Origin of the sequence: Acinetobacter sp. ESL0695, assembly GCF_029392135.1 — a bacterium.
Taxonomy (GTDB): domain Bacteria; phylum Pseudomonadota; class Gammaproteobacteria; order Pseudomonadales; family Moraxellaceae; genus Acinetobacter; species Acinetobacter pollinis.
The window spans coordinates 2171378-2195877 of record NZ_CP113932.1 but is presented as its reverse complement, the minus strand read 5'-3'; the positions used below and the strand labels follow the sequence as shown (position 1 = coordinate 2195877).

The 24500-nt window shown below is 37.1% G+C and carries 22 protein-coding genes; 9 read left to right on the top strand and 13 right to left on the bottom strand.

Features of this window, described 5'->3' with window-relative positions; all coding sequences use genetic code 11:
- Positions 1-51: 51 nt before the first annotated feature.
- The 3 genes from rplS to OZX61_RS10540 all read left to right on the top strand — a co-directional run bounded on the left by rplS (position 52) and on the right by OZX61_RS10540 (position 2273).
- A complete protein-coding gene (gene rplS / locus OZX61_RS10550) occupies positions 52-420 on the top strand; it encodes a 50S ribosomal protein L19 (RefSeq protein WP_195770926.1) in 369 nt (122 codons plus the stop codon).
- 155 nt (positions 421-575) lie between these two features.
- Positions 576-1490 carry a tRNA pseudouridine(55) synthase TruB gene (gene truB / locus OZX61_RS10545; protein WP_277094755.1) on the top strand — a complete coding sequence of 305 codons (915 nt, stop codon included), beginning with the start codon at positions 576-578 and terminating at the stop codon, positions 1488-1490.
- Positions 1491-1505: 15 nt separating this feature from the next.
- Positions 1506-2273, top strand: a complete 768-nt coding sequence (locus tag OZX61_RS10540; protein ID WP_277094754.1) for a TSUP family transporter — start codon at positions 1506-1508, stop codon at positions 2271-2273.
- 15 nt (positions 2274-2288) lie between these two features.
- Here OZX61_RS10540 and OZX61_RS10535 read toward each other — a convergent pair whose 3' ends face one another.
- Complete coding sequence (locus OZX61_RS10535; protein ID WP_277094753.1) at positions 2289-3230, bottom strand: EamA family transporter; 942 nt, start codon at positions 3228-3230, stop codon at positions 2289-2291.
- A gap of 74 nt (positions 3231-3304) precedes the next feature.
- On the bottom strand, positions 3305-4537 hold the full coding sequence (gene serA, locus OZX61_RS10530; protein WP_277094752.1) for a phosphoglycerate dehydrogenase: 1233 nt from the start codon (positions 4535-4537) through the stop codon (positions 3305-3307).
- An 88-nt stretch (positions 4538-4625) separates the two neighbouring features.
- Here serA and OZX61_RS10525 point away from each other — a divergent pair, with 88 nt between their 5' ends.
- On the top strand, positions 4626-6032 hold the full coding sequence (locus OZX61_RS10525; protein WP_277094751.1) for an FAD-binding oxidoreductase: 1407 nt from the start codon (positions 4626-4628) through the stop codon (positions 6030-6032).
- A gap of 48 nt (positions 6033-6080) precedes the next feature.
- Here OZX61_RS10525 and OZX61_RS10520 read toward each other — a convergent pair whose 3' ends face one another.
- On the bottom strand, positions 6081-7886 hold the full coding sequence (locus tag OZX61_RS10520) for an aminopeptidase P family protein (protein WP_277094750.1): 1806 nt from the start codon (positions 7884-7886) through the stop codon (positions 6081-6083).
- 328 nt (positions 7887-8214) lie between these two features.
- Between OZX61_RS10520 and OZX61_RS10515 the strand changes: the two genes are divergently transcribed.
- The gene (locus tag OZX61_RS10515; protein ID WP_195770933.1) at positions 8215-9444 is read left to right on the top strand and encodes an MFS transporter; all 1230 of its coding nucleotides are present in this window, start codon (positions 8215-8217) and stop codon (positions 9442-9444) included.
- A 52-nt stretch (positions 9445-9496) separates the two neighbouring features.
- Here the strand turns inward: OZX61_RS10515 and yccS are convergent, their stop codons facing one another.
- The 5 genes from yccS to OZX61_RS10490 form a co-directional block, all read right to left on the bottom strand.
- The gene (gene yccS, locus OZX61_RS10510) at positions 9497-11656 is read right to left on the bottom strand and encodes a YccS family putative transporter (RefSeq protein ID WP_277094749.1); all 2160 of its coding nucleotides are present in this window, start codon (positions 11654-11656) and stop codon (positions 9497-9499) included.
- Between the two features lie 64 nt (positions 11657-11720).
- Positions 11721-12896, bottom strand: coding sequence for a glycosyl hydrolase family 28 protein (locus tag OZX61_RS10505; protein WP_277094748.1), 1176 nt, complete (start codon positions 12894-12896; stop codon positions 11721-11723).
- 117 nt (positions 12897-13013) lie between these two features.
- Positions 13014-13622, bottom strand: coding sequence for an NAD(P)-dependent oxidoreductase (locus OZX61_RS10500; RefSeq protein ID WP_277094747.1), 609 nt, complete (start codon positions 13620-13622; stop codon positions 13014-13016).
- Positions 13623-13822: 200 nt separating this feature from the next.
- On the bottom strand, positions 13823-14896 hold the full coding sequence (locus tag OZX61_RS10495) for an AI-2E family transporter (protein WP_277094746.1): 1074 nt from the start codon (positions 14894-14896) through the stop codon (positions 13823-13825).
- 56 nt (positions 14897-14952) lie between these two features.
- Complete coding sequence (locus tag OZX61_RS10490) at positions 14953-15597, bottom strand: ParA family protein (protein ID WP_195770938.1); 645 nt, start codon at positions 15595-15597, stop codon at positions 14953-14955.
- 142 nt (positions 15598-15739) lie between these two features.
- Between OZX61_RS10490 and OZX61_RS10485 the strand changes: the two genes are divergently transcribed.
- Positions 15740-16204: a Holliday junction resolvase-like protein gene (locus OZX61_RS10485; RefSeq protein ID WP_277094745.1), complete on the top strand. Its 465-nt coding sequence runs from the start codon at positions 15740-15742 to the stop codon at positions 16202-16204.
- Between the two features lie 173 nt (positions 16205-16377).
- The gene (locus OZX61_RS10480) at positions 16378-16791 is read left to right on the top strand and encodes a protease inhibitor I42 family protein (RefSeq protein WP_277094744.1); all 414 of its coding nucleotides are present in this window, start codon (positions 16378-16380) and stop codon (positions 16789-16791) included.
- Here OZX61_RS10480 and OZX61_RS10475 read toward each other — a convergent pair.
- Together OZX61_RS10475 and OZX61_RS10470 are read right to left on the bottom strand one after the other, a co-directional pair.
- The gene (locus tag OZX61_RS10475) at positions 16788-17303 is read right to left on the bottom strand and encodes a hypothetical protein (RefSeq protein WP_277094743.1); all 516 of its coding nucleotides are present in this window, start codon (positions 17301-17303) and stop codon (positions 16788-16790) included. The genes OZX61_RS10480 and OZX61_RS10475 overlap by 4 nt on opposite strands.
- A gap of 1 nt (position 17304) precedes the next feature.
- On the bottom strand, positions 17305-18102 hold the full coding sequence (locus OZX61_RS10470) for a class I SAM-dependent methyltransferase (protein WP_277094742.1): 798 nt from the start codon (positions 18100-18102) through the stop codon (positions 17305-17307).
- Positions 18103-18269: 167 nt separating this feature from the next.
- On the opposite strand from OZX61_RS10470, the gene OZX61_RS10465 reads away from it, so the two are divergent.
- Positions 18270-19118, top strand: a complete 849-nt coding sequence (locus OZX61_RS10465) for an aldo/keto reductase (RefSeq protein ID WP_277094741.1) — start codon at positions 18270-18272, stop codon at positions 19116-19118.
- Between the two features lie 38 nt (positions 19119-19156).
- On the opposite strand, the gene OZX61_RS10460 is transcribed toward OZX61_RS10465, so the two are convergent.
- Entirely contained in the window at positions 19157-19738 is a 582-nt protein-coding gene (locus OZX61_RS10460; protein ID WP_195770944.1) for a hypothetical protein, read from the bottom strand.
- 339 nt (positions 19739-20077) lie between these two features.
- On the opposite strand from OZX61_RS10460, the gene OZX61_RS10455 reads away from it, so the two are divergent.
- Positions 20078-21340, top strand: a complete 1263-nt coding sequence (locus OZX61_RS10455; protein WP_277094740.1) for a hypothetical protein — start codon at positions 20078-20080, stop codon at positions 21338-21340.
- Between the two features lie 51 nt (positions 21341-21391).
- On the opposite strand, the gene glyS is transcribed toward OZX61_RS10455, so the two are convergent.
- Together glyS and glyQ are read right to left on the bottom strand one after the other, a co-directional pair.
- Positions 21392-23461, bottom strand: a complete 2070-nt coding sequence (glyS, locus tag OZX61_RS10450; protein ID WP_277094739.1) for a glycine--tRNA ligase subunit beta — start codon at positions 23459-23461, stop codon at positions 21392-21394.
- Positions 23461-24438: a glycine--tRNA ligase subunit alpha gene (glyQ, locus tag OZX61_RS10445; RefSeq protein ID WP_277094738.1), complete on the bottom strand. Its 978-nt coding sequence runs from the start codon at positions 24436-24438 to the stop codon at positions 23461-23463. The genes glyS and glyQ overlap by 1 nt, the downstream gene beginning before the upstream one ends.
- Between the last annotated feature and the right edge of the window lie 62 nt (positions 24439-24500).

Sequence of the window (24500 nt, the reverse complement as noted above, 5' to 3'; positions counted from 1 at the left end):
CCCCAGCGGTCGTAAGATTAGGTCTTAACCGCATTATTGGAGATTCCCACAATGAGTGGTAAACATCCTTTAGTTCAAGCTGTTGAAAACGCACAGTTAAAATCAGATATTCCTGCTTTTGCACCAGGTGATACTGTTGTAGTTCAAGTAAAAGTAAAAGAAGGTGAGCGTGAACGTCTTCAGGCATTTGAAGGTGTTGTAATCGCGAAGAAAAACCGTGGTTTGAACTCTGCATTCACTGTACGCAAAATCTCAAGCGGTGTTGGTGTTGAACGTGTATTCCAAACACATTCACCAATCGTTGCTAAAATCGAAGTTAAACGTCGTGGTGATGTACGTCGTGCTAAGCTTTATTACCTACGTGAACTTTCTGGTAAAGCTGCACGTATTCGTGAGAAGCTACCTGCTCGTAAAGCGTAATCTTTACTTGAGCTTAAAAAATGCGCCAATATGGCGCATTTTTTTATAATAAAATAATGATTATAAAAATAGAAAATTATAAAAATAGATAATTGTGCTGATGATCTAAAAGAGGTTTGTTAAGATAGTCTGTCTTTTCGTTGTTGTATCAAAATATGTCAGTTCAGAAGAAGAAAATTCAGCGTCGTCATATCCATGGTGTTTTTTTACTAAATAAACCCTTACATTTGAGCTCAAATGGTGCATTACAGAAAGTAAGATGGTTGTTTCGTGCTGAAAAAGCAGGTCATACGGGCGCATTAGACCCTTTAGCAACAGGTCTATTGCCAATTTGTTTAGGAGAGGCGACTAAGTTTTCTCATTATCTTCTAGATTCGGTAAAACGGTATGAAACCACGGTTAAGCTTGGAGTAACTACAACAACGGGTGATGTTGAAGGTGATGTTTTAGAACAGCATCCGATTCCTCATCTGACGAAAGAAAAAATAGAACAAGTTCTTCAAAAGTTTCGGGGTGATATTCAACAGATCCCTCCAATGTACTCTGCGCTAAAGAAACAAGGGAAGCCTTTATATGAGCTTGCCCGACAAGGCATAGAAATAGAGCGTGAAGCTAGGCCAATTACTATATTTGACTTAACACTTGTTTCATTTACAGATGAAACTTTGACATTAGATGTAACTTGTTCAAAAGGAACATACATTCGTGTATTGGGTGAAGATATCGGTTCAGCTTTGGGCTGTGGCGGACATCTTTCAGCATTACATCGTGTTGGCACAGGACACTTTAATTTAATTCCAGAATATACCATTGAGTATTTAGAAAGTTTAACTGAATTAGAACGGGAGGCTTTATTACTTCCTCCATTTGCACCTGTTGAACACTTTACGCAAGTCCAAGTTCCTGAAGGGCGAGCAAAATATTTTTCTAATGGATTGGAAAGTAATATTGATCATTCTGAGGAGCAACAAGTATTGGTATTTGATGGTGATCTTTGTTTAGGTCTTGCCGAGATTACAGATAAGAAGCGTCTTGTACCCAAACGTGTTTTAAACCTACATAAACTTTAAAAGTGAGACCATGTCATGGATGTATTAACGGCAATTACATTGATTGGATTTGCTTTTACTGCAGGTGCAATTGATGCAGCGGTTGGAGGTGGTGGTCTTGTTCAGATTCCGGGTTTAATGAGTACATTCCCTCAGATGCAACCTGCGACAGTAATTGGTACTAATAAGCTTTCATCAATTTTTGGGACAGCATCAGCAGCATATACTTTTGGTAAGAAAGTAAAGTTAGAATGGAAGTTACTGGCCGTAATTGCAATTTGTGCGTTAGTGAGTGCTTTTGCTGGTGCTGCATGTTTATCGCTTATTCCACAGTCGGTTTTGAGACCGCTTGTATTTATATTACTTATCATTATTGCCGTTTATACGTTTATTAAAAAAGATTTTGGACAAAGTAAGTTTCAGCTTAAGATTACTAAGAAAGTACTTATTTATGCTGCTATTGGAAGCTTAATTATCGGGTTTTATGATGGTTTATTTGGCCCCGGTACAGGTAGCTTTTTTATTTTCTTTTTCATTCGCTTTCTGGGGGTAGACTTTGTTCACGCATCTGCCTTATCTAAAATTGGAAATTTCATGACCAATTTTGCAGCGTTGAGTTTTTTTATTCCTACTGGGCATGCAATTATTGGGATTGGATTAATGATGGCTGTTGCAAACGTCATTGGCTCTATTGTAGGTGTAAAAGTTGCATTAAAATATGGCAGTGGTTTTGTCAGAAAAATATTTTTAGTTTTGGTGTCTGTTCTAATTGTACGTATTGGTTATCAAATGATTAAAGGGTAGGAAGCAAAGGATCTTTTAAGATCCTTTATTTTTATGAGATTGAAATTCTTTTTCAAGCTGTTTCTGTTTTTTACGCATTTTTCTTTCTAAATTTAGTTTGGCAAAATGTGTTGAACAAGTACAGCCAATGGATGCAATAATAATTGTAAATAATGCAAGCCATTGATAAATAAGTAATTGTTCATGTAGAAAAATAAATCCTGAAATAGCAGCAATAGCAGGATCTAGACTGGTCAGTGTACCAAAAACTAAAGGTGGTATACGCTTAAGTACAATAATTTCAAGGGTATAAGGCAAGGCACTGGCTAAAATTGCAAGTAAAACAAAATAAACCAGAGCATTGGGTTCAAAAGCATGTGTAAAAGTACCTTGGTAAAGTGCAAATGGAAATACCATGGTTGTACCAATCAGCATACCTAGGCAAGCGGTATGAATTCCTGAAATACCTGCATTCTTTTGACCAGACAGAATATAACCTGCCCAACAAGCGCCTGCACCCAGAGCATATACAATGCCGATCGTGCTTAAAGAATCTTGACTTTGGTTAAAGGGGAAAAGCAGACACATACCTAAAATAGCGAGACCGACCCAAATAAAGTCAAATTTTTGTTTTGCATGAAACAATGCGACTGCCAATGGGCCAATAAACTCGAAAGAAACAGCAATTCCTAAGGGTAAATATTTTAGTGACATATAGAACAAAGCATTCATACCACTTAAGGCGATGCCATAGCTCATAACAGTTTTCCAATGCACACTTTTCCAATGAACTGTCCATAGACGACCAATAATCGCTAGAATAATACCGCCTAGTCCTAAGCGAAGGGTTGCAACGACAAGTACATCGTGTGTTTGAAATAAGATTTTTGCGAGTGAACCACTGCATTGAATACTGACAATTGCAATTAGCAGTAAAAATATCGCAGAGCCATAATTATTTTGATTTTCGACTTTCATGTTGGCCTTTGAGATCATTTAAAATAAAAAGCCATAACTTTTTAGTTATGGCTTTTTTAAAGCAGAGATAGTGCTTAGAACAATACACGAATACGAATTGTACCTTCAACTTGATGAAGCATATCGAGTGCTTCAGCTGAAGTAGATGCATCTACGTCCATCACAAGATAACCAACATCATCTTTGGTCATTAGAGATTGGCTTGAAATATTAATATGCTGTTCTGCGAACAATGTATTAATTTTTGACAATACACCCGGTACATTCTTGTGAATATGAAGTAAACGGTGTTTGCCTTCAGCCAATGGAAGTGCAATTTCAGGGAAATTAACCGCTGAAAGTGTCATACCCTTGTCTGAATATGCAACAAACTTTTCAGCAACTTCAAGACCAATATTTGCTTGTGCTTCCATGGTCGAACCACCCACATGTGGTGTTAAGATCACGTTGTCTAAACCGCGTAGAGGAGATTGAAACTCTTCGTTGTTACCTTTAGGCTCTTTCGGGAATACATCGACTGCTGCACCTGCCAAATGACCAGATTTAATTGCATCTGCAAGATCTTCAATGACAACACATGTACCGCGTGCTGCATTTAAGAAGATAGAACCTTGCTTCATCTTGTCAAACTGAGCTTTGGTAAAGAAGTTACGTGTCGATGGCACATCAGGCACATGTAATGTAACAACATCTGCAGTTTCAAGAAGTTCATTTAATGAACCGACTTGGCGTGCATTACCCATAGGAAGTTTAGTAACAGTGTCAAAGTAGATGACTTGCATACCTAAGCTTTCTGCAAGCACAGAAAGTTGCGAGCCAATTGAACCGTAGCCGACAATCCCCAATGTCTTACCACGAGTTTCAAATGAACCCACTGCTGTTTTTTGCCATCCGCCACGGTGACATGTTGTTGACTTCTCTGGAACACCACGAAGAAGAAGAATAGTCTCAGCTAAAACGAGTTCTGCGACCGAACGTGTATTTGAAAATGGTGCGTTAAATACAGGAATACCACGATACATGGCTGCTTTTAAATCAACCTGATTGGTACCAATACAAAAACATCCAACAGCAATGAGTTTGCTTGCTGCTTCAAAGACTTCTTCCGTTAATTGAGTACGGGAGCGAATACCAATAAAGTGTGCATCTTTGACAGCTTCTTTTAAAGCTTCGCCTTCTAATGCAGTTTTGTGATATTCAATATTCGTGTAACCTGCTGCATTTAATGTATTAATTGCATTTTGGTGTACACCTTCAAGGAGTAAAAAACGAATTTTATCTTTATCAAGAGATAGATGTTGGCTCATTACGGCTCCGCTACAAAGGCCAAATATTGGTTGCAGTATGATAACATAATGATCAACAACTTGTTTATTTCTTGCTAGGTTTGCCAAGATGAGTATTGCAGCACAGTTATCGCCACAATTATTAGCTCAATTGACCGAAATTGTCGGTGAAAGTCGAGTGAAAACAGATGCCAGTAGTTTGGAACATTGGGGGAAGGACTACACCAAGCATTTTGAACCAAATCCATCCGTGATTGTTTTTCCTTCATCCACAGAGCAGGTACAGCAAATTGTTCAATTTGCGAATACACATCAAATTGCGATTACGCCATCGGGTGGTCGTACAGGATTATCCGCAGGTGCTGTTGCAACAAATGGTGAGATTGTTGTAAGTCTAGATAAAATGAATCAAGTTTTAGACTTTTTCCCAGCAGATCGTATGGTTCGTATTCAAGCGGGTGTAGTGACTGAACAACTCCAAGAATATGCAGAATCTAAAGATATGTACTATCCAGTTGATTTTGCATCTGCAGGTTCAAGTCAGATGGGAGGCAATATTGCAACCAACGCAGGTGGTATTAAAGTTATTAAATATGGTATGACACGCAATTGGGTATTAGGCCTAACTGTTGTTACAGGTAAGGGCGATATACTTCGTCTAAACAAAGGCATGATTAAAAATGCCACAGGCTATGCACTACAACATTTATTTATTGGTGGTGAAGGCACTTTAGGCATTGTGACTGAAGCTGAAATTAAGCTAGAGCGCAAACCACATGACCTTCAAGTGATGGTATTGGGAGTACCAGACTTTGATGCTGTGATGCCAATTCTACATGCGTTTCAAAGTAAAATTGATTTAACGGCATTTGAGTTTTTTGGCGAACTTGCAATGCAAAAAGTACTTGATCATGGGCATGTACAGCGTCCATTTGATACCGAATGTCCATTTTATGTGCTAGTTGAATTTGAAGCGCCATATGAGCCAATTATGGACACAGCCATGGAAATCTTTGAGCACTGCATGGAAGAAGGCTGGGTACTTGATGGTGTGCTTAGTCAGAGTTTAGATCAGGTTGAAAGTTTATGGCGTTTACGTGAAGATATTTCAGAGTCTATTGCGCCATTTACACCATACAAGAATGATATTTCTGTCTTAATTACGCACGTACCTGCGTTTATTAAAGAAATTGAAGAGATTGTTGAGCAGAATTATCCAGATTTCGAGATTTGTTGGTTTGGGCATATTGGTGATGGTAATTTACACTTAAATATTTTAAAACCTGAAAATTTAGATAAAGATGACTTTTTTGCGAAATGTAAGGTCGTAAATGAGCATGTATTTAATACAGTTCAAAAATATGATGGTTCTATTTCAGCAGAACATGGCGTAGGTATGACTAAAAAGCCTTATCTTGCAATGACGAGAAGTCCTGAAGAAATTGAATATATGAAAGCATTGAAACAAGTGTTTGATCCAAATTCGATTATGAATCCAGGTAAATTGTTTGACTAACCAAATCTAAGTAAAAAAGAGCGATGTGATATCGCTCTTTTTTATGTTCTAAATCGCTTCTGTGTTTTCAATGAGCCAATCTTTTGCATGACCTGACAGGTGTGGAAGAAGCTTCGTGCGAACCTGTTCATGGTATGTATTGAGCCATTGTTTTTCTTGAGTGGTTAAGAGATCTCGTTGAATGCATGTGGTATTGATTGGGCAAAGTGTAAGATTCTCAAAATATAAAAAATCGCCGTATTCTTGTGTTCCATGTGGAACCAACTGATTTACAATAAGGTTTTCGATACGTATTCCCCAGAGTCCTTCTCTATATAAACCCGGTTCATTTGAAGTAATCATTCCTTCAAACATCGCAGTATTTTTGTTTACTGGTGCATAATAAGAAATACTATGAGGCCCTTCGTGCACATTGAGTGCAAAGCCTACGCCATGACCTGTACCATGTCTAAAATTAAGCTTTTCTTGCCAGAGAGGTTGCCTTGCAATGCTATCTAATAGTGGTGCAGGTAGTCCGACAGGAAAAATTGCTTGTGCAAGAGCAATATGACTTTTTAAAACAAGTGTGTAGTCATGCTTTTGTTCATCTGTGGGTGTGCCAACTGGTACAACACGTGTAATGTCGGTTGTACCATCTATATACTGTGCGCCTGAATCGATAAGTAATAAACCATTGCCTTGAATATAAGAGAATTGTTCTTCTGTTGCTCTATAGTGTGGTAGGGCGCCATTGGCATTAAACCCTGCAATCGTGGCAAAGCTTGCGCCAATAAAACCTTCTTCTTTTGCGCGATATGCAGTAATTTTTTCGTCAATTGTAAGCTCAGAAATAACTTCTCGATTTTTAATAGCACGTTCAAGCCAACTAAAAAAATGACTTAAGGCGATACCATCTTTTAGCATCGCATGCCGAATATGTTCAATCTCGCTAGGTGACTTTATTGCTTTAAAGCGTGTCGACGGATTTAATTCCTCTATGACTTGAGTTGCTTGAGGTAAGGCTTGAACGTGATAAATAGATACTTTATTTGGATCAATGAGTATTTTTTTATCGGTTATCTGTGCGAGAAAATTTCCACTGTCTTCGTATGGAAGCAGATTAATTTTATCTTTTAAAAAAGCTTCTTTAAGTGATTGTGGTATTTTCTCTTCATGAATAAATAAAGTAGTTTCACCATATTTGGAGATATATAAGTGAGCAAGAAAGACAGGATTATATTCGACATCCTGACCGCGGCAGTTTAATAGCCATGCAATGTCATCAAGGCTTGAAATAAAATGCCCATCGATATGTTCATGGGTAAGATACTGACTCACTTGTTGTATTTTTTCTAAACGCGTGAAATGATTTAGCCCTGATTGCATTTCATCAATAGGAAATTTAGGTAATGTCGGGCGATCTTTCCAAATAGGTGAAATAAAATCTTTAGCTATCTGACATGAAATCTTTTTATGGCCAAGTTTTACTGAAAGTTGTTGATACTGGTTTAATGAAAGTGTGCGTCCATCTGTTGCAACAATATCATCTTGTTTTAAATGCTCTACAAGCCATGCAATATGTGTTGAATCTGGTTCAGCAGTAAGTTTTTTTAATTTGATTTCTGTTTGACGAAGTTGTTGTTCTGCCTGCACCCAATAGCGTCCATCTACCCATAGGCCAGCTTCTTCTTGTGTAATCACTAATGTACCCACTGAGCCTGTAAAACCTGAGAGCCAGACACGACTTTGCCAATGTTCAGGGAGATACTCAGACATATGTGGGTCTGCACTGAGAATAATATAGGCATTAATATGGTGTGTCTGCATTTGCTGACGGAGTTGTTTTAACTTTTCTTGTATAGACATATTTTGCATAAAGTATCCGGCCTTCATTCTGAGTTCTTAAATAATATAGCATCTTGTATGATCTGAGTTTATCCAATGCTGCAATGTATGCCGATAAGGGTGAGGTGAGATGAGTCGACCTTTATTTAAAAATATGCTAATGTTGCGCTCCTTGAATTGATCAAAAAATGTCACTGTTTGGTTCATATACAGAAAGCAAATTCGATGCCGCATTTATCTCAATTTATTTAGTGCTGTATGGGCGATTTGCGAAATCCCATAGTCTTTCGTTCAGCAAATGGCACCCTCTGACAGTTTTAAGATGCTTTTGCTGTGCCTCGTTATTTTTTAGAAAAAAATGCAAAATTCTCAAGCAAAAACATTAAGTCTTGCGACCCTAATGTTCCCTCTAGCGCTTGTTCTCTTTGAATTGGCGACTTACATTTGTAATGACTTAATTCAACCTGCCATGTTGCCAATTACACAATATTTTGGTGTTAGTCCAACATGGGCACCTTCAGCAATGTCTTTTTATCTGTTGGGTGGTGCAGGGGTTGCATGGCTCTTTGGTCCATTGTCAGATCGTTATGGACGTAAGAAAGTTTTATTGGCAGGCGTATTATTTTTTACAGTATGTTGCCTTATTATCTTAGTCACGCAAAATATGTATCAGTTTCTTATTTTGCGTTTCTTACAAGGTTCAGGTTTAACGATTGTTTCTGCAGTGGGTTATGCTGCGGTACAAGAGTCATTTGAAGAGCGTGATGCCGTAAAAGTTATGGCAATTATGACCAATATCTCATTGCTCGCTCCATTATTAGGCCCCGTTCTAGGCGCTTTCTTAATTGACCATATTTCATGGCATTGGGGCTTTATTCTCATTGCGCTTATGTCTTTGATCAGTTGGTTTGGTTTAAAGGCATATATGCCAGAAATTGCGCCACCTGCTGAAAAAAAACCAATGCGTAATTTATTCGGTGATTTCAAACAGGTCTATTCAGATCGTCATTTTTTAAGCCTAGCGATTGCTTTACCACTTGTTGTTTTACCACTGATGTTATGGATTTCCATTTCTCCAGTAATGTTAGTCAACGAACTTGGATTATCTAGTTTGCAATATGGTTTATTCCAAGTACCTATTTTTGGTGGTCTCATTTTAGGTAATATCGTTTTAATTAAAGTGATTGATCGCTATGCATTAGGCAAGACCATTTTAGTTGGTTTTCCAATTATGTTGGTAGGAGCAATTATTGCAGCAATGGGTCTAGTTATCCCATCGTTAACTTTACCATTACTGCTCATTGGTTTAACGCTAGTAAGCTTTGGTGAGGGAATTGCTGTATCGGTTGTCTTTCGTTTTGCTTTTTCTTCTTCAGAAATGCCAAAAGGAACAGTTGCAGCTGCGATGTCTATTTTAAATATGCTCTCTTTCTTTGTTGGTATTGAAATTGTGCGTACGTTATATAGTCATTTCCATATGGCAGCTTACTTACTTGCAAGTATTGTTATTATTCTTATTTGGTTTACGTTCCCTCGCCGTGCCTTACTCAAGGGTATGCGTTTAAGAGCAGAGGCTGAAGCTAAATAATTAAAGTTTCAGTATTTGAGCAAAAAGAAAGAGGCGTATATACGCCTCTTTTTTATTTAATTTCTTGTGAAAGAAGCTGATGTTTGAGTGTACTAATTTCAGGAAGCATTTCAATTAGCAAAGAGATTTGTTTCAGGGTGAGTTGTAACTGTGCAGATAAATTTTGCTGAGATGCAAGTATTTCAATTTCTAACAGTTTAGATTCTATATTCTGTTGAGACAAAGGTGACTGCTCAATAAGTACCTCTCTTAATATTTGGCTACACCATTGTAATAGTGACAAAATGTTCTCGTCATCAACAGTATGTCGATGTGCGCCTAAAGCTGATATATAACTGAGTTGACTATGACTGAGTACGAGGTAACGAAATGCATCATGAATAAGTGTTTTATCGGGATTCGGTTCAGCACTTAAGCTTGAAATCATATTTGCAAGCTCTGTTTGTCTATTGTGTGCAAAACGCCGTGCAGTGCGATAAGTCATACCATTGTCACGACCATATTCATATTGGTAAGTAATTTCGTCAAAATAGTCGAGTGTAGCGATGTCACTATTAATAATATTCTTAGAAATATTACGGCATTGCCAGTCTGGCCAAATAAAACTAACTGCAAACCATGCAATAAAACAGCCGATGAGTGTATCTATAATTCTTGGTAGAATAATCTCATAAGCAGAGCCTTTAAGACTAAAAATAAGCAATACCATGAGTGTTGCCATGAGCGTGGCCATGGCATATTTTTTTACGCGAAGATAGAAAAAAAGTACTGCACAGATGACAGTAAGCATGAGCTGACTTTCTGTGTTTTGAATGAAGTATAAGATTGGTACGCCAATGATGACACCAAGAAGTGTGCCCAATGTACGCATTTTTAACCGGCTCTTCGTTGCAAAGTAACTGACTTGGCAGACAAAAAGACTCGTTAAAAGTATCCAGTATCCATTTTTAAAGAATGGAAGCAGCGATATGCCATAACCAATACAAAAGACAAAAGAAATTCTGACAGCATGACGGAATAATGCAGATTGTGGGGTTAAATGCTGTTTGAATTTTAAAACCAGATCATTCCAATCTTGAATATCATTGTCTAATAAGTTTGTATTATCTTGAATAACTGCATGTGTCGTATGCTGATGCTCGTTATGCTGTGTGAGTGTAAGCTGAAATAGCTGTTCGTAAATATTTTTTAAGTTATTAAGAATGAGGCAGAGATTCTTCACTTCGCGGTTGTTAGGATTTTCTTCAATCCAATCATGCATTGAACTTTCAAGTTGAGCCAGTGCGATGGTATGTTCTTTTTTTACTTTATAAGGTCTGTGGTGCAAAATAGATTCTGCAAGATCTGCACAAGCTTGGGAAGTTAAGCGAACTGTTTTTTGTATTCTAAAAATAAGATCGCTACGGTGAAAGTTTATACCAATGCGATCGTAGCTTAGGTAGTTCGATGCAGCCTGCTCATGAATGTCTTGTGCAAAAAAGTGTAGATGCAACGCGCTTAAAGTGTGTTTATTTGCACGGGAAGCTTTTAGTCTAGTAAGTAAAGCGCTTTTGGTTGTATCCAAATGTTGTACTAAATTTGCATTTTTAATTGAAAGCGTTAGAAGTAAATCATGAATTTGTTCTTTATTATTGTCTGGGTCAAACAGCTTAGATTTATGAGTAAGGAGGTCTGAAATTGAAAGGAAAGTTTGCGCTAGACTGTCTTGAACGAAAAGAGTCGGTTTAAGAAGGTAAAACAAAATAGAAGTCATACCATACCACAGTGCACCTAATACAAAACATATGGGTTGAAAATACCATACGTTATGATCTTCTAGGCCAAACATCGTGTAGATAGACAGGAGTATTGTACCAAATGAAATGACGGCGTAACGTTGCCCCAAACTTCCAAGAAGAATAAGGAATCCGCTAGAAAGTGAGAGATAGACAATAAAGAGAAGAGGATAGGGAGCAAGAAATTCTAAAATTGTACTTGTAATAAAAAATAAAATGCATACATACAATAAATTACGTAACCGAATGCTTAATCGATCGTCAAAGTCTGTAAGTGCGGCCGCAATCGTGCCCAACGTAACAGGAACGATGTATTCGGTACAACCGATATAATATAAACCAAGTAATGTGCCTGAAAATACAATAAAAATTTGTAGGCAATAAATAAAGAGAACATTTGATTTATATTGATTTAATTTCTCTAGAAAGCTGTTCACAGACGTTAAAACACCTTTAATTTTTTCTAAAGATTGTTCTTTTTTTGATGTACTGTCAAATATTTTAATGTTTTACATGAGCACTTATAATTTTCCAGATGATGTTGTCTGGGAAACGTACTGGCGACATATCTAAGTTGAAGGGTGTTTGGGCATTACTTCCATCAATAAGTACTGTACCCGTATTTGCGGTAATATCGTTGTAAGTGAGATTGTGCCAATTCGCTTGGTTGTGCCCAGACTTATTTTCATAGACGGTATCAATAACAATCGGATATTTTACATCATGCATATGTACATGATTATAAGAAATATTGGCAACTTCTCCAGCAGCAGATTGGTCACTTTTAATTCTAAGACCATTGGTTGTATGATCCATTGCCAAGTCATCCACTTTTATATTAAACACGCCACCGTTTGTTTCGCTACCAATAGATAAGCCATGTCCTGTCCCAAAAATATTATGAAAGAAATACATATTTTGGGCACTTTGGGTATTTGCTTTAATTGCAATATTGTCGTCACCTGTACTAATCTGACTATAAGCGACTATGACATTTTTTGAAGAAATTGGATCGATTCCATCTGTATTTCTAGCATAGCTCGGTGTTTGAATCTGTATACCCCAAACCATTAGACCATCACTTTCTTTAAATACAACGTGAAAATTGGGTGAATTTATAAGATGAATGTTAGATAAAGTAATATCTTGGCTATGATTTATTTGAATCAATCGTGGATTATTTTGTTTAAGCTTCTTCTCTTTAGCATCATTTGCCAAAGACCACCATGTTGTATTGGCTAGATCCAATAAAGGAAGATTGCCCTGACCGTCGATAGTACCTGAACCATACAAACCACTATGTTTAACATGATTAAAGGTAATAAAAGGTTGGCATCCATTTCCATGATTATCTAATGTGCCACAAGTATATTTACCTGAATCAAATGCAGAAGCACGATTGATGGCTTTGAGAGTAACACCTGACTGTATTACTAATGCACGCTCAGAAGGAATAGAAATTGGACCACTTATAAAAAAATGTTGGTTGTTATTCGACTCAAGATAAACAGCCTTTCCTTTTTCACATTGATCAAGTGATTGTTGAATGAGCTGTGTACTTTCTCCATTTTGTGCAAAAAGTGTCGTACAGCGATTGGGAGCCGTAGGCATTGCAACAACTAGAGCCGAGAAACATGAAAGCATGCCACCCATGAGAATATATTTGGTAAATTTCATCGGAATAATCGCATCAATATTCAATACAATACATCAATCTTAAATGTGTCAACTTAAAATAAAAAACGGCATACCTTAGGTATACCGTTTCTTTTATGGTGCCATACAACGATTAATTTAGTAACCTACGGTAAAGCGTTCACGAATATATTGATTTTTTTCTAATGCATCGACCAAGGCAATTGCATAGTCTTCAGCAGAAATATGGCTACCTTGTTCATTGGTAATAAGCGTATCTTTTGCTATACGAAACTTACCTGTACGCTCACCAGGTTGGAATAATGCAGATGGTGATACGAATGTCCAATCTAAATCTTTAACTTCTTTTAATTGATCTAGAAAAACACATCCTGGCTCTGCTTCACTACGGTATTCTTGAGGAAAATCTGGTGAATCAATAAGGCGTGTTTGATCAGGTAAAAGTAAACTGCCTGCGCCACCTACCACTAGATAACGCTTTACACCAGAGTTTCTTACAGCATCAATAAGTGCTAGTCCATCTAAGTCGGCAAAGCGTACAGCACTAATTACAGCATCGTGGCCTTTTAGAGCTTCAGCAAGCACTTCTCGATCTTTAATATCAACTGCTTTGGTGGTAACAGCATCATTTTTTTCAATTTTATCAGTATTTCTTGCGATTGCAGTGACTTGATGTCCACGTGAAACAAGTTCATTTAAAATGCGAGAACCTGCCATACCTGATGCGCCAATAATTGCAACTTTCATATTTTTGCTCCTATGTTTTATTCTTAGATTATCGTTTTGATTAGGTCTGTTAAATAGGCTAAATTAAGACAAACTGTTGCACTGAATGAAATAATCGATTGTTTATCGGTTCAACATATGTATATGGCCTTTTATTATTGTAGATATTTTTTACATTATGATTGGTGTAGAACAGTCAGTTATGCGTAGAAAAATGTAAGTTAGTTCTCATTCATAGATGTATTCGATTTTTGAAGCCATTCTTTCCATATGGCGAGTAGCAAAGCAAGAATCACGGGTCCTAAAATGATACCAAGGAACCCAAAACTTGTGATACCTCCAATAACACCAAACATAATGATTAAAAATGGAATATTGGTCGTTTTTGAAATAAAGAGTGGACGAATAATATTACTAGAGGGGGTTACGATGAAACAGCCCCATAAGAATATAATGAGTGCTGAAGTGGCTTGGTTTTGCGATATTAACCATAGTGCAATACTGCCATAACATATAGGTGTGCCAAGCGGAATAAAAGCCAGTATAAAAGTAAGTAATGTCATAAGAAATGCATTGGGAATACCAACAACGACATAGCTTAGACCTGCCAATAAAGATTGAATAAATGCAGTAAATCCAATGCCATAAACGACTGCATGAGTTGTTTGCATGATGGCACTTAAATAGGGTTTAAAGCGGTCAGAAAATAGGTTATGTAATATAATTTCAGTGTGTTGCAGCAATTGATCTCCATCTTTGTATAAGAAGAAGAGGGAGATAAGTGTGCAAAATAAATAAAATGCTCGTTGTGTAAATTCATTTAAAATGGAGCGACCATAATCGGAATGGGTTTGAAACCAAGTGATCAGATTCTGTCTAAATTGTTCTGGGTTTTCATTTATACGAGAAATCATTTTTTCTAAAAATTCACTGACCATTGGAATATGTTGTAGTGATGAGGGGAGTCTAACAGGGCCTAAAAATATAACTTTGTATAGTTCATGAAAGAGGGTTTGTACTTCTTGTTGTAAGACCAAAAATGCACATAAAAAGGGTAAACCAATTACAGCCATAAATAGGAAAAGCATAAGAGATGCATTAAATATTTTATGCTGTAAGCCGATTTTCTTCTGAAGTTTACGGTAGAGTGGCCAAGTAATGTAAGCAATAATTATTGCCCATAATATAGGAATAATAAAATATTTAAGAATAGAAAAACTAAGGTATATGAATAAAAGTAGAACAATAAAAATTAAACTGCGCTGTACCACTTGAGGGATAGAATCTTTAAACATACTGTATAGTTATTTTCCAAACGCAAGTCAATTTAAGATCCATCCCTTTATATAATTTAGAACCAAGTTGTGTCATCTTCGATAATACGATCTAAGATAGGTTGCCATTGTTTTTGGATATCTATGAAACGTTTTTGTTGATGATCAAAGATACTTAAACCTTGCATTGCTTGTTGCCCATAAGCACTGCGTTCAGAAATCCATGCTACGGGCTCATGTTCAACTTTTTTAAAAAAATCGAGTACTTCTGGAGAGTGAATATTATGATATTTAACACGATTTGCAACAAGTATAATGTCAACTTTTCCTTTGCGAATACGCTTAATATCTTGTAAACGCTTTAAAAATTTCTTGGTACTGTTTAAATCAAAAAATGAAGGCTGTAGAGGGGTAATAATTGCATGACTTTCACTAATAAGTTGCTCGGCATGTTCACCAGAGACAGCTCCAGGCGCATCAATAATGAGATATTCTAAATCTTTGGGTGCATCACCAATTGAATTTTCATTTCTCCAATCGAGAGAACGAATTTTATGTGCTGACGCTGGGCGTTGTTTAAGCCATTGTAACGTTGATTTTTGTGTATCTGCATCGGCAAGTGCAACTTGATAACCTTTGGCTGCAAGGGCCGTCGCAAGGGTAATCGCTGTATTTGTTTTTCCGCATCCGCCTTTCTGGTTTGCAACTAAAATAGTTTTCATGAGATATCGTATATTCTGATTTGTAATACTGTAACATTCTTTTCATGAATATTTAACCTATGAACCTTGCCAAGATGACATTGTTGCTTTGTTAAAAATTCGGCACACTACTTCATATTAGAGATAACAGGAAAATTGAGAAATGTCTATCTGGGTTGCTGCCTTTATTGGAGGATTGATCGGTGTTGTGCTGACTACACTATTATTGTCCAATTTTAGGAATGGAAAAATTCAAGCAGAGTATGAACAATACATTGCCCAACTTGAGCTTGAACATCGAGAGGCCTTAGAGGAAGCAAGAAGAAAAAGTGTGAATACCAGTAGAGCAGTTTTGAAAGGAAAAATGGCAGAACAATTCGCACCTTTATTTCCCCAATTTAATTATTTACCTGCAGATGCTCGTTTTTTAGGAGACCCTATCGACTATGTAGTATTTAATGGATATAGCGAATTTCGAGATGGTGAAATTTCTGCTGATGAAATTGAGGTTGTATTGATTGATATTAAAAGTGGTAGAGCACGTTTAAGTAAAGGTCAGCAAGCCATTGCAAATGCGATTCGTGCTGGTCGTGTCAGATTCGAAACTATACGTATTGATCAAATATAAAGCGTGTTGAATAAGTATAGGTCATGTCATTTTTTGAAATTTGATTCGAATTATATGAAAAAATACTTTTTTATGTATTAAAAAAACGATAATCTGAGTCTAAGATATGTATGTTCATACAATGCTATTTTGTCAGTTATAGCAACATGAACAATTATAATGAGTGAGCAGAAATGAAGTATGCACTTTGCATGGGCACGCTCTGTACGGCACTTGCTTTGGTGGGCTGTTACAGCAGTAGCCCAACGATTGATGGAAAAACACATGTTTTTACCCTTAAGCAAAAATGTCCTGCATTGTTAGATATGAAAGTCGGACAAAGTCTGATGTTTCATGCACCTGAAAATTTAAGCACAGGCTATCAGTGGCAAATCGTATCACCCTTAAATCTTTTTAGTGTTGATCAAGAAGAACAAAAACCTAAACAAGATGAAAGTAATCCAGTTGTAGGAAAACCTGCGGAAAAAATTTATCAGTTCGATGCCGTGAAAGCTGGTGAAGAAGAGATTCGATTAGTCTATATACGTCCTTGGGATCAATCGTCACCACCTGTCGAAACTTGGCATTGTCGTGTACGTATTTCTTAAGATGTTTTCCATTTCATTAGCTGTTTTTCTGCTTCAATTAAGTCATTGATGTCTGCTGGCTGAGGAGATATTGGCATGACTTGTGTTTTACTTTTCAGAAATAATGCTTGTTGTTCCCAATATTTAGTAAGTAAATCTTTAATCTGCTTGCCTTGAGCAGTATTGAGTTCTAAATCATCTAGCATATTTACTGCAGCACGTGCCTGATCATATTTACGTTGCGTTAAATAATCAGTTCGAAGCATATTTTGGCGTTTTAATTGTTGCAGTTCTTGGTAAATTTCTTGTGTGGTTGTATTGAAATCAGCATTAAATTGATCGAGTTCCTGAATATCTGTTTGATCTTGTGAAGTTGCTGGAATATTACGGGAGGTCGATGAAGCGTGCTCAGTATTATGTGTGTGAATGTCTTGATGCTGATGTACAGCATCTAATTTTTCTTTACAACCTGAAAACAAAAAGACGAAAAGACATAAGGTCATTGTAAAGGGAGAGTTTAAGCTTCTCGGCATATTAGGTACTCATATTGGTTGGCGAATCTAAGCGGATAAAAGTATACACATAAGTATGATATGGAAAATCTATTTGATCTTTGGGAGATTTCTTTAAAAATTGATAAATAATTCTTTCTAAATGATCCTGAATCTCTTTTTTCTCTGTGTTTGTTAGAGTTGAAATAAAGCTAGTAGAGAGTAAACGCTGGCATACAACTTTTTCTACCGTACCACGATGAATGTAGCTAAACCTTTTTTCATAGACGGCTTTGAATAAGTTTTGATGGTTAAAAACTTCTTTCCAGTTAAAATGATGAAACCTTGGTGTATTTCCTTCAAAAGTAGCTATAAAGTTAGATATTTCTTGAACCCATGCATGTGAGTTGTCTCTGTAGTTCCATATGAGTCCCAAATGTCCATTTGGCTTTAAAATTCGATGAATTTCCTGTAACGTATTTATATGAGCAAACCAGTGAAATGCCTGTGCACTCATAACAAGATCGACACTTTGAGATTTCAATGGCATAGCATGACTGAATGCGCGGATGAGTTCAATATTTGGATGTATATGCATAAATTGCTTAGCCATATCATCAACTGGTTCAATAGCAAGAATATGTGCATCTGTATGCGTGAGTACACGCGTAAATTTTCCTGTACCTGCGCCTAAATCTATAGCTGTTGTTAAATTATCAATTTCAAAGTTTTGGATAAGCCAAGGAATTATTTCAGGTGGATAATCTGGTCTTGCTTGTTGGTAAGATTGTGCATTTTTATCGAAAGCATCCTGTGCTGTAGGGTGAATGTTTTGAGTCATGATATATTTAAAGAATGAGTTAAATTTTTAAGTATAGTCATAGCATCTGAAAAGACGCTTGAGTTTATAGCTATTGAAGTATCATTTTGTATACAACATAGTATTTTTAAAATAGGTATTTTATAACAAAGTCTATATGTCGAAATAAATATAATATGGAGGTGAGTATGGCGTTACAACCAAGTATTCCTGTTCATACATTGCATGATGGATATAGTGTACCCGCAATTGGTTTTGGAACATATACGCTAAACGGGAGTGAAGGCGTAAGTACAATGCTAGGAGCGGTGCAACAAGGCTATCGTATGTTAGATACTGCATTTAACTACGAAAATGAGGGGGCTGTAGGTCAGGTATTACAGCAGTCGGGTATTGAGCGAGAAGAGTTTTTTATAACATCTAAACTTCCTGGCCGTCATCATCGATACGAAGAAGCTGTTAAAACAATAGAAGAATCGCTTTTCCGTGCTCAGTTGAATTATTACGATTTATATCTCATTCATTGGCCAAATCCTAAACAAGAACTATTTGTCGAAGCGTGGCAAGCTTTAATTGATGCTCAGAAAAAGGGACAGATTAAATCGATTGGAGTAAGTAATTTTTTACCAGATCATATCGATTTATTAAAACAAGAAACGGGTATTGTTCCTGTTGTGAATCAAATAGAGTTGCACCCATTATTTAATCAACAAGAGCAAAGAGAATATAACCAAAGAAATGGTATTGTAACGATGGCATGGAGCCCATTAGGTCGTGCAAGTGAGGTTCTACATGAACCAGTTTTGCAAAAAATTGCCGAAGAAGTTGGTAAAACCGTACCACAGGTTATTTTGAGATGGCAGTTCCAACTGGGTGTTATTACCATTCCTAAAGCGACAAGTGAAAAAAATCAGATTGAAAATAGATCTATTTTTGATTTCTTCTTAACAGATGAACACGTATCCGCAATTAATGCACTCACTCAGCCAAATGGGCGTTTACAGGCACAAGACCCAGCCACTTACGAAGAGTTTTAAAAGTAAAAAAGCAATGAGTACGCTCATTGCTTTTTCATTTATACAGTTTCGATACTCAACTCATAAAAACGTTGTAATATTTTAGTTAAACGGCGTATTTCAGGCTGAGGCATGCGACTTTCTTGTAGTAAAGTCACCACGGTCATATGTGAGCGCTTAAGTTCTAAAATGGTTGTACAGCCGTTAATATACCGAATATGTGCTTTACCCATAAGACCACAGTGTTTTTGAAGTGCATCTACCATGAGTATTTTCATATTCTCGAAAGTAAATTCAATATCATATTGTTCTAAATCGGGTGCTATAGGTAGAGATGAGATTGGCTGAACAACTTCTGGCGGTTTAGATGTAGCAGTGGTTTCTTGCTGAGGTGTTGGATGAGGCAATATTGACGTTTGTTCAACATTACTTTTAATAGTGGTTTCTTTTCGTTGAATAAAACCTAAAGAAAGTAAGCCCCCGAGTACCTCAGAAGTACACAGTTTTTCTTTTACTGCGGAAGACAGTTTTTCGAAGTCACTGGTACCAATCATGAGTAGTAATTGGCGTTGTTTTGAAGATAGAGCGCGGTCACGGTTTTGTAATGCCGCAAATCCTTCTGAAGTTCTTATATACTGCATGCCCTAGATTCCGAAATGGACAGATGGTTAATTTTGTATCGATACTTTTACAAATTGATGTGACATTTTCATGAAGTTATTGAATTCCATTATATTTTTTATGAATTAAATTAAAGGTGACATATTCTGTTTTATTAATTTATTGATTCATCTCAATTTTTCATAAAAATAGGTATTGGGTTGTTTGTATTTGAGAGGGCTTTTACATAAGTCCTTTCAAAAATGGTATATTTATATCACTCATTTGATTTGGCACGCTAAAACATAGTTTTGCCCTTATATATTTCTATTGTGGCACTTTATAAAAGTTGCCATTTATTTTAAATTTTTCGGTGTGTAATGGATAAGCAAATAATTTTTGAAGACGAACAAATCAGAGTCATTTTTCTGAAAGGCAACTCAGAAGAGTTGATTTTTTCGTTTGGTGATTTAATCACACGTGCAAAAGGCTTAAGTATTAATGCCGAAAAATCTTTAATGAAATATGACTACAATGTCATCGGAATTATGCCTAAAGAAAAGTCATGGTTTCCTGCACAAAGCATGAAAAATATGATGGAAGCGGTTACACCTTATATAGCTCAATTTAAAAAAATTATTGGCTATGGTGGATCGATGGGTGGTTATGCTGTTTTAAAATATTCGAAGTTATTGAATATGTCTCGTGCAATTGCATTTGTTCCACAATTTACCATTGATCCGCAGGAAGTTGAGGATCGTCGCTACGCAGAATTTTTTGATGTTAGTCTACATCGTGATATGAGAATTGAAGCACAAGATGTTTCTGAAGACATAGATTATGTGATTGTTTACGACCCTTACTATGAAAATGACAGAGAGCATTACTTAAAAATAAAACAGGTTTTGCCTAATGTCATGACGCTTAATCTTCCATTTACAGGACATGAGGCTTTGTCCGTTCTGGCCAGTTCGAGTTTGTTAAACGACTTTATTCGACATGATTTAGATCAGCCTTATTTCTATGAACAAATGCGTCAAGTAAAGAAAAAAAGTAAGTTTTATTATCGTAATGTGATCGGGAATTTGATGTCACGCCATAGTAAAGCACTGGGGCGAATTTTAAAGAATAATGATCTACAACTTGATGCACAATATTTAGATCCGACGCTCAAGCAGTTAATTACGCGAGTCATGTTAAGTCGTCGTCAAGTGACAGAGCAAGATTTACAAAAACTCGGAATTAAAGTTAATTTACCACAAGAAAGTCGTCAGCAATTACAGGATAATTTCGGTAATTTTTTAGTATTTAACGTGATTAGTAATAAAGTAGAGAGCTATTCACAAGATGCAATTGATCTAAATAATAAATACTTACTGCCACTTATGGCAAAATCGAGTTGTTTGGTGAGAGTTGAGTTAAATAGTGAGCGCTATTTAATAGCAATGAATGATCGCCGTGTCATGAAAATTTTTAAAGAAGATGATGCACTTACAAGTGACATGAATCCTTTAGTATTGAAGAAATATTTAGATTACTATGTTATTAGTTACAAGAATCTGAATCTAAATACCGATGATCATGGATTATGTAGCTTTGTAGAAGCTCCAGTAAGTGAAAATGAAAAACTGATTTTAGTGTAATACTGAAGAATAAAAAAAGCGCTCATGAGAGCGCTTTTTTTTATGTCTTGATTAACCTTGTAATACCGAGATATCTGCAATTGCAGTAAATAACTGGCGTAGGCGAGTGAGTAGACGTAGACGATTGGCTTTTAACGTTTCGTCATCTGCCATGACCATCACATGATCAAAGAAAGCATCTACAGGTGTGCGTAACGTTGCAAGATGTGTTAATGCCTCTGTGTAGTTTTGTTCTTGAAGAAGAGGTTGAACAATTGGTTCAATCTGCTGAATAGCGCTATACAGTGCCTTTTCAGCATCTTCAATGAGCTTATCTTCAACAATTGGGGCATCTGCTACATTCTCTTTTGCAAGAATATTTGCAACACGTTTATTTGCAGCAGCAAGAGCACTTGCTTCTGGAAGTGTGCGGAAGTGATTGACTGCATTTACACGGCGATCAAAGTCAAGAGGAGAGTTTGGTGAAAGTGCTTGTACTGCTTGAAGTACATCTACAGCCACACCTTGGTCTTCATATTTTGCACGGTAGCGTCCTTCTAAGAAAGTCACAGCATCGCTACGTGTTTTCTCGTGATCTTCAATTACATTGCCATATGCATTTAATGCAAAGTTAACTAGAGTTTCAATAGTAACGTTTAACTGGTTTTCAATAATTAAACGTAGTATACCAATAGCAGAACGTCTAAGCGCAAACGGATCTTTTGAGCCCGTTGGTGCTTGTCCAATGCCAAAGATGCCGACAAGCGTATCTAAACGATCTGCAAGTGCAAGTGTTGTACCTGTCTTTGTTTTAGGTAATGCATCACCTGCAAATTTTGGTAAATACTGCTCACCTAATGCTTCGGCAACTTCATCATTTTCACCTTCAATGCGTGCGTAATAGGTTCCGGCAATCCCTTGTAATTCAGGAAATTCACCCACGAGTTCGGAAGTCAGATCACACTTAGCAAGGTGAGCTGCTTTTTCTGCATCTGCTATGTTTGCACCTGTAATTTGAGAAATTTGCTTTGCAAGCTGTGCAATACGTTCAGATTTATCCCAAAGTGTACCCAATTGTGCTTGGAATACCATTTTTGCAAGCTTTTCTGAACGGCTTGCTAAAGGCTGTTTTTGATCTTGTAAGAAGAAGAATTCTGCATCACTTAAGCGTGGGCGAACAACTTTTTCATTACCTTCAATAATCTGACTTGGGTCTTTCGATTTAATGTTGGATACAGTAATAAAGTAAGGTTGTAATTGATGATCACTGTTTACTAAGCAGAAATATTTTTGATTGTCCTGCATGGTTGTAATGAGTGCCTCTTGTGGTACAGCAAGATAACGCTCTTCAAAAGTCGCTCGTAATGCTACAGGCCATTCTACAAGCGCGGTCACTTCATCTAGTAAATCATTTGGCACAATTGCAACGGCATTTACTTCGTCCGCCAACGTTTTCACTTGCGCTTGAATAGTTGTTTGACGTTTTTCAAAGTCGGCAACAACATATGCTTTTTCAAGTGCTTCGAGGTAGTCATTGGCATGGGCTAACGTAATGGCCTCAGGATTATGGAAACGATGACCATAAGTAATTGCATCTGTTGCATGGTCTTGAATGGTTGCCTGAATGACTTGATCATCTTTGAGTAAAACAACCCATTTAACAGGACGTACAAACTCTGTACGGCTTGCAGCAGAACGCATGCGTTTTGCTATAGGGAGTTGATCTAAAGCATGTTGTAAAATAGCAGGGAGTAGAGCATCTAAATCTTGCCCTTTGATCTCTTTGTAATAGCAAACTTTTTCAACTTTGCCTGCTTGAAATTTCTCTACTTGATCTAGGGTAATACCTTGACCACGCATAAAGCCTTCCAAGGCTTTTGTTGGATGACCTTCCGCGTCATATGCAGCAGGCACGGCTGGCCCATCAAATCGTTTTTTTGTATCTGCCTGTGCACTATCGACATCTATAATTTTTAATGCAAGGCGACGAGGTGCAGCATAGGCTTCAATTTTAGAGAATTTTAGACCAGCATCGTTTAAGCCTTTTGCAGTATTCTCTTTTAACGCATCGCGTAATTTTTTTAGGCTTTTTGGCGGGAGTTCTTCACAGCCGAGTTCAAATAATACCGTATGTTGATTCATTATTTTTTCTCCGCTTTTGCTGCTTCATTGTCAGCTTGTAATTTTAACTCTGCCAATACCTCATCTCTTAAATGTGGTTCTGCCATAGGAAAGCCAAGCTTTGCACGTGCTTCTACATAACTTTGTGCAATAGCACGAGAAAGCGTACGTACACGTAAGATATAGCGTTGGCGCTCGGTTACAGAGATTGCACCACGAGCATCAAGTAGGTTGAATGAATGTGAGGCTTTAATGACTTGTTCGTAAGCTGGCAGAGGTAAATTAACTTCTGTTAAGCGTGTTGCTTCTGCTTCGTAGAAATCAAAGAGCTCAAATAATTTTTCAACAGGTGCATATTCAAAATTATAAGTCGATTGTTCTACTTCATTTTGATGGAATACATCACCGTATGTCACTGTACCGAATTGTCCTTTTGTCCAAACAAGGTCATATACGGAATCGACACCTTGTAAGTACATGGCCAAACGTTCAAGGCCATAAGTGATTTCACCAGTGACTGGGTAGCATTCGATCCCACCGACTTGTTGGAAGTAGGTGAACTGCGTAACTTCCATTCCGTTGAGCCAAACTTCCCAACCAAGTCCCCAAGCGCCAAGCGTTGGAGATTCCCAGTTATCTTCGACAAAACGAATGTCATGTACAAGTGGGTCAATTCCAATGGCTTTTAAAGAGTCTAAATAAAGTTGTTGGATATTGTCTGGATTAGGTTTAAGTGCAACCTGAAATTGATAATAGTGCTGTAAGCGGTTTGGATTTTCACCATAGCGCCCATCTTTTGGACGACGAGAAGGCTGCACATAAGCAGCATTCCAAGTTTCTGGGCCTAAAGCACGTAAGAATGTTGCAGTATGAAATGTTCCTGCACCCATTTCCATGTCGTAGGGCTGTAGTACAACACAGCCTTGCTCAGCCCAGTAAGTTTGAAGGGCAAGAATTAAACCTTGAAATGTATCAATATGAGAAATGGCGCGACTCATGTAGCATCCAATATATTATAAGAAAATTACCTCTAAGTATAAGGATTTTGTGGGGTGGTGGA

Bases quoted from the DNA above. Each gene is read 5' to 3' on its own strand.
- rplS (WP_195770926.1), top strand. From the start codon at position 52: ATGAGTGGTAAACATCCTTTAGTTCAAGCTGTTGAAAACGCACAGTTA.
- truB (WP_277094755.1), top strand. From the start codon at position 576: ATGTCAGTTCAGAAGAAGAAAATTCAGCGTCGTCATATCCATGGTGTT.
- OZX61_RS10540 (WP_277094754.1), top strand. From the start codon at position 1,506: ATGGATGTATTAACGGCAATTACATTGATTGGATTTGCTTTTACTGCA.
- OZX61_RS10535 (WP_277094753.1), bottom strand. From the start codon at position 3,230: ATGAAAGTCGAAAATCAAAATAATTATGGCTCTGCGATATTTTTACTG.
- serA (WP_277094752.1), bottom strand. From the start codon at position 4,537: ATGAGCCAACATCTATCTCTTGATAAAGATAAAATTCGTTTTTTACTC.
- OZX61_RS10525 (WP_277094751.1), top strand. From the start codon at position 4,626: ATGAGTATTGCAGCACAGTTATCGCCACAATTATTAGCTCAATTGACC.
- OZX61_RS10520 (WP_277094750.1), bottom strand. From the start codon at position 7,886: ATGCAAAATATGTCTATACAAGAAAAGTTAAAACAACTCCGTCAGCAA.
- OZX61_RS10515 (WP_195770933.1), top strand. From the start codon at position 8,215: ATGCAAAATTCTCAAGCAAAAACATTAAGTCTTGCGACCCTAATGTTC.
- OZX61_RS10505 (WP_277094748.1), bottom strand. From the start codon at position 12,896: ATGAAATTTACCAAATATATTCTCATGGGTGGCATGCTTTCATGTTTC.
- OZX61_RS10500 (WP_277094747.1), bottom strand. From the start codon at position 13,622: ATGAAAGTTGCAATTATTGGCGCATCAGGTATGGCAGGTTCTCGCATT.
- OZX61_RS10495 (WP_277094746.1), bottom strand. From the start codon at position 14,896: ATGTTTAAAGATTCTATCCCTCAAGTGGTACAGCGCAGTTTAATTTTT.
- OZX61_RS10490 (WP_195770938.1), bottom strand. From the start codon at position 15,597: ATGAAAACTATTTTAGTTGCAAACCAGAAAGGCGGATGCGGAAAAACA.
- OZX61_RS10485 (WP_277094745.1), top strand. From the start codon at position 15,740: ATGTCTATCTGGGTTGCTGCCTTTATTGGAGGATTGATCGGTGTTGTG.
- OZX61_RS10480 (WP_277094744.1), top strand. From the start codon at position 16,378: ATGAAGTATGCACTTTGCATGGGCACGCTCTGTACGGCACTTGCTTTG.
- OZX61_RS10475 (WP_277094743.1), bottom strand. From the start codon at position 17,303: ATGCCGAGAAGCTTAAACTCTCCCTTTACAATGACCTTATGTCTTTTC.
- OZX61_RS10470 (WP_277094742.1), bottom strand. From the start codon at position 18,102: ATGACTCAAAACATTCACCCTACAGCACAGGATGCTTTCGATAAAAAT.
- OZX61_RS10465 (WP_277094741.1), top strand. From the start codon at position 18,270: ATGGCGTTACAACCAAGTATTCCTGTTCATACATTGCATGATGGATAT.
- OZX61_RS10460 (WP_195770944.1), bottom strand. From the start codon at position 19,738: ATGCAGTATATAAGAACTTCAGAAGGATTTGCGGCATTACAAAACCGT.
- OZX61_RS10455 (WP_277094740.1), top strand. From the start codon at position 20,078: ATGGATAAGCAAATAATTTTTGAAGACGAACAAATCAGAGTCATTTTT.
- glyS (WP_277094739.1), bottom strand. From the start codon at position 23,461: ATGAATCAACATACGGTATTATTTGAACTCGGCTGTGAAGAACTCCCG.
- glyQ (WP_277094738.1), bottom strand. From the start codon at position 24,438: ATGAGTCGCGCCATTTCTCATATTGATACATTTCAAGGTTTAATTCTT.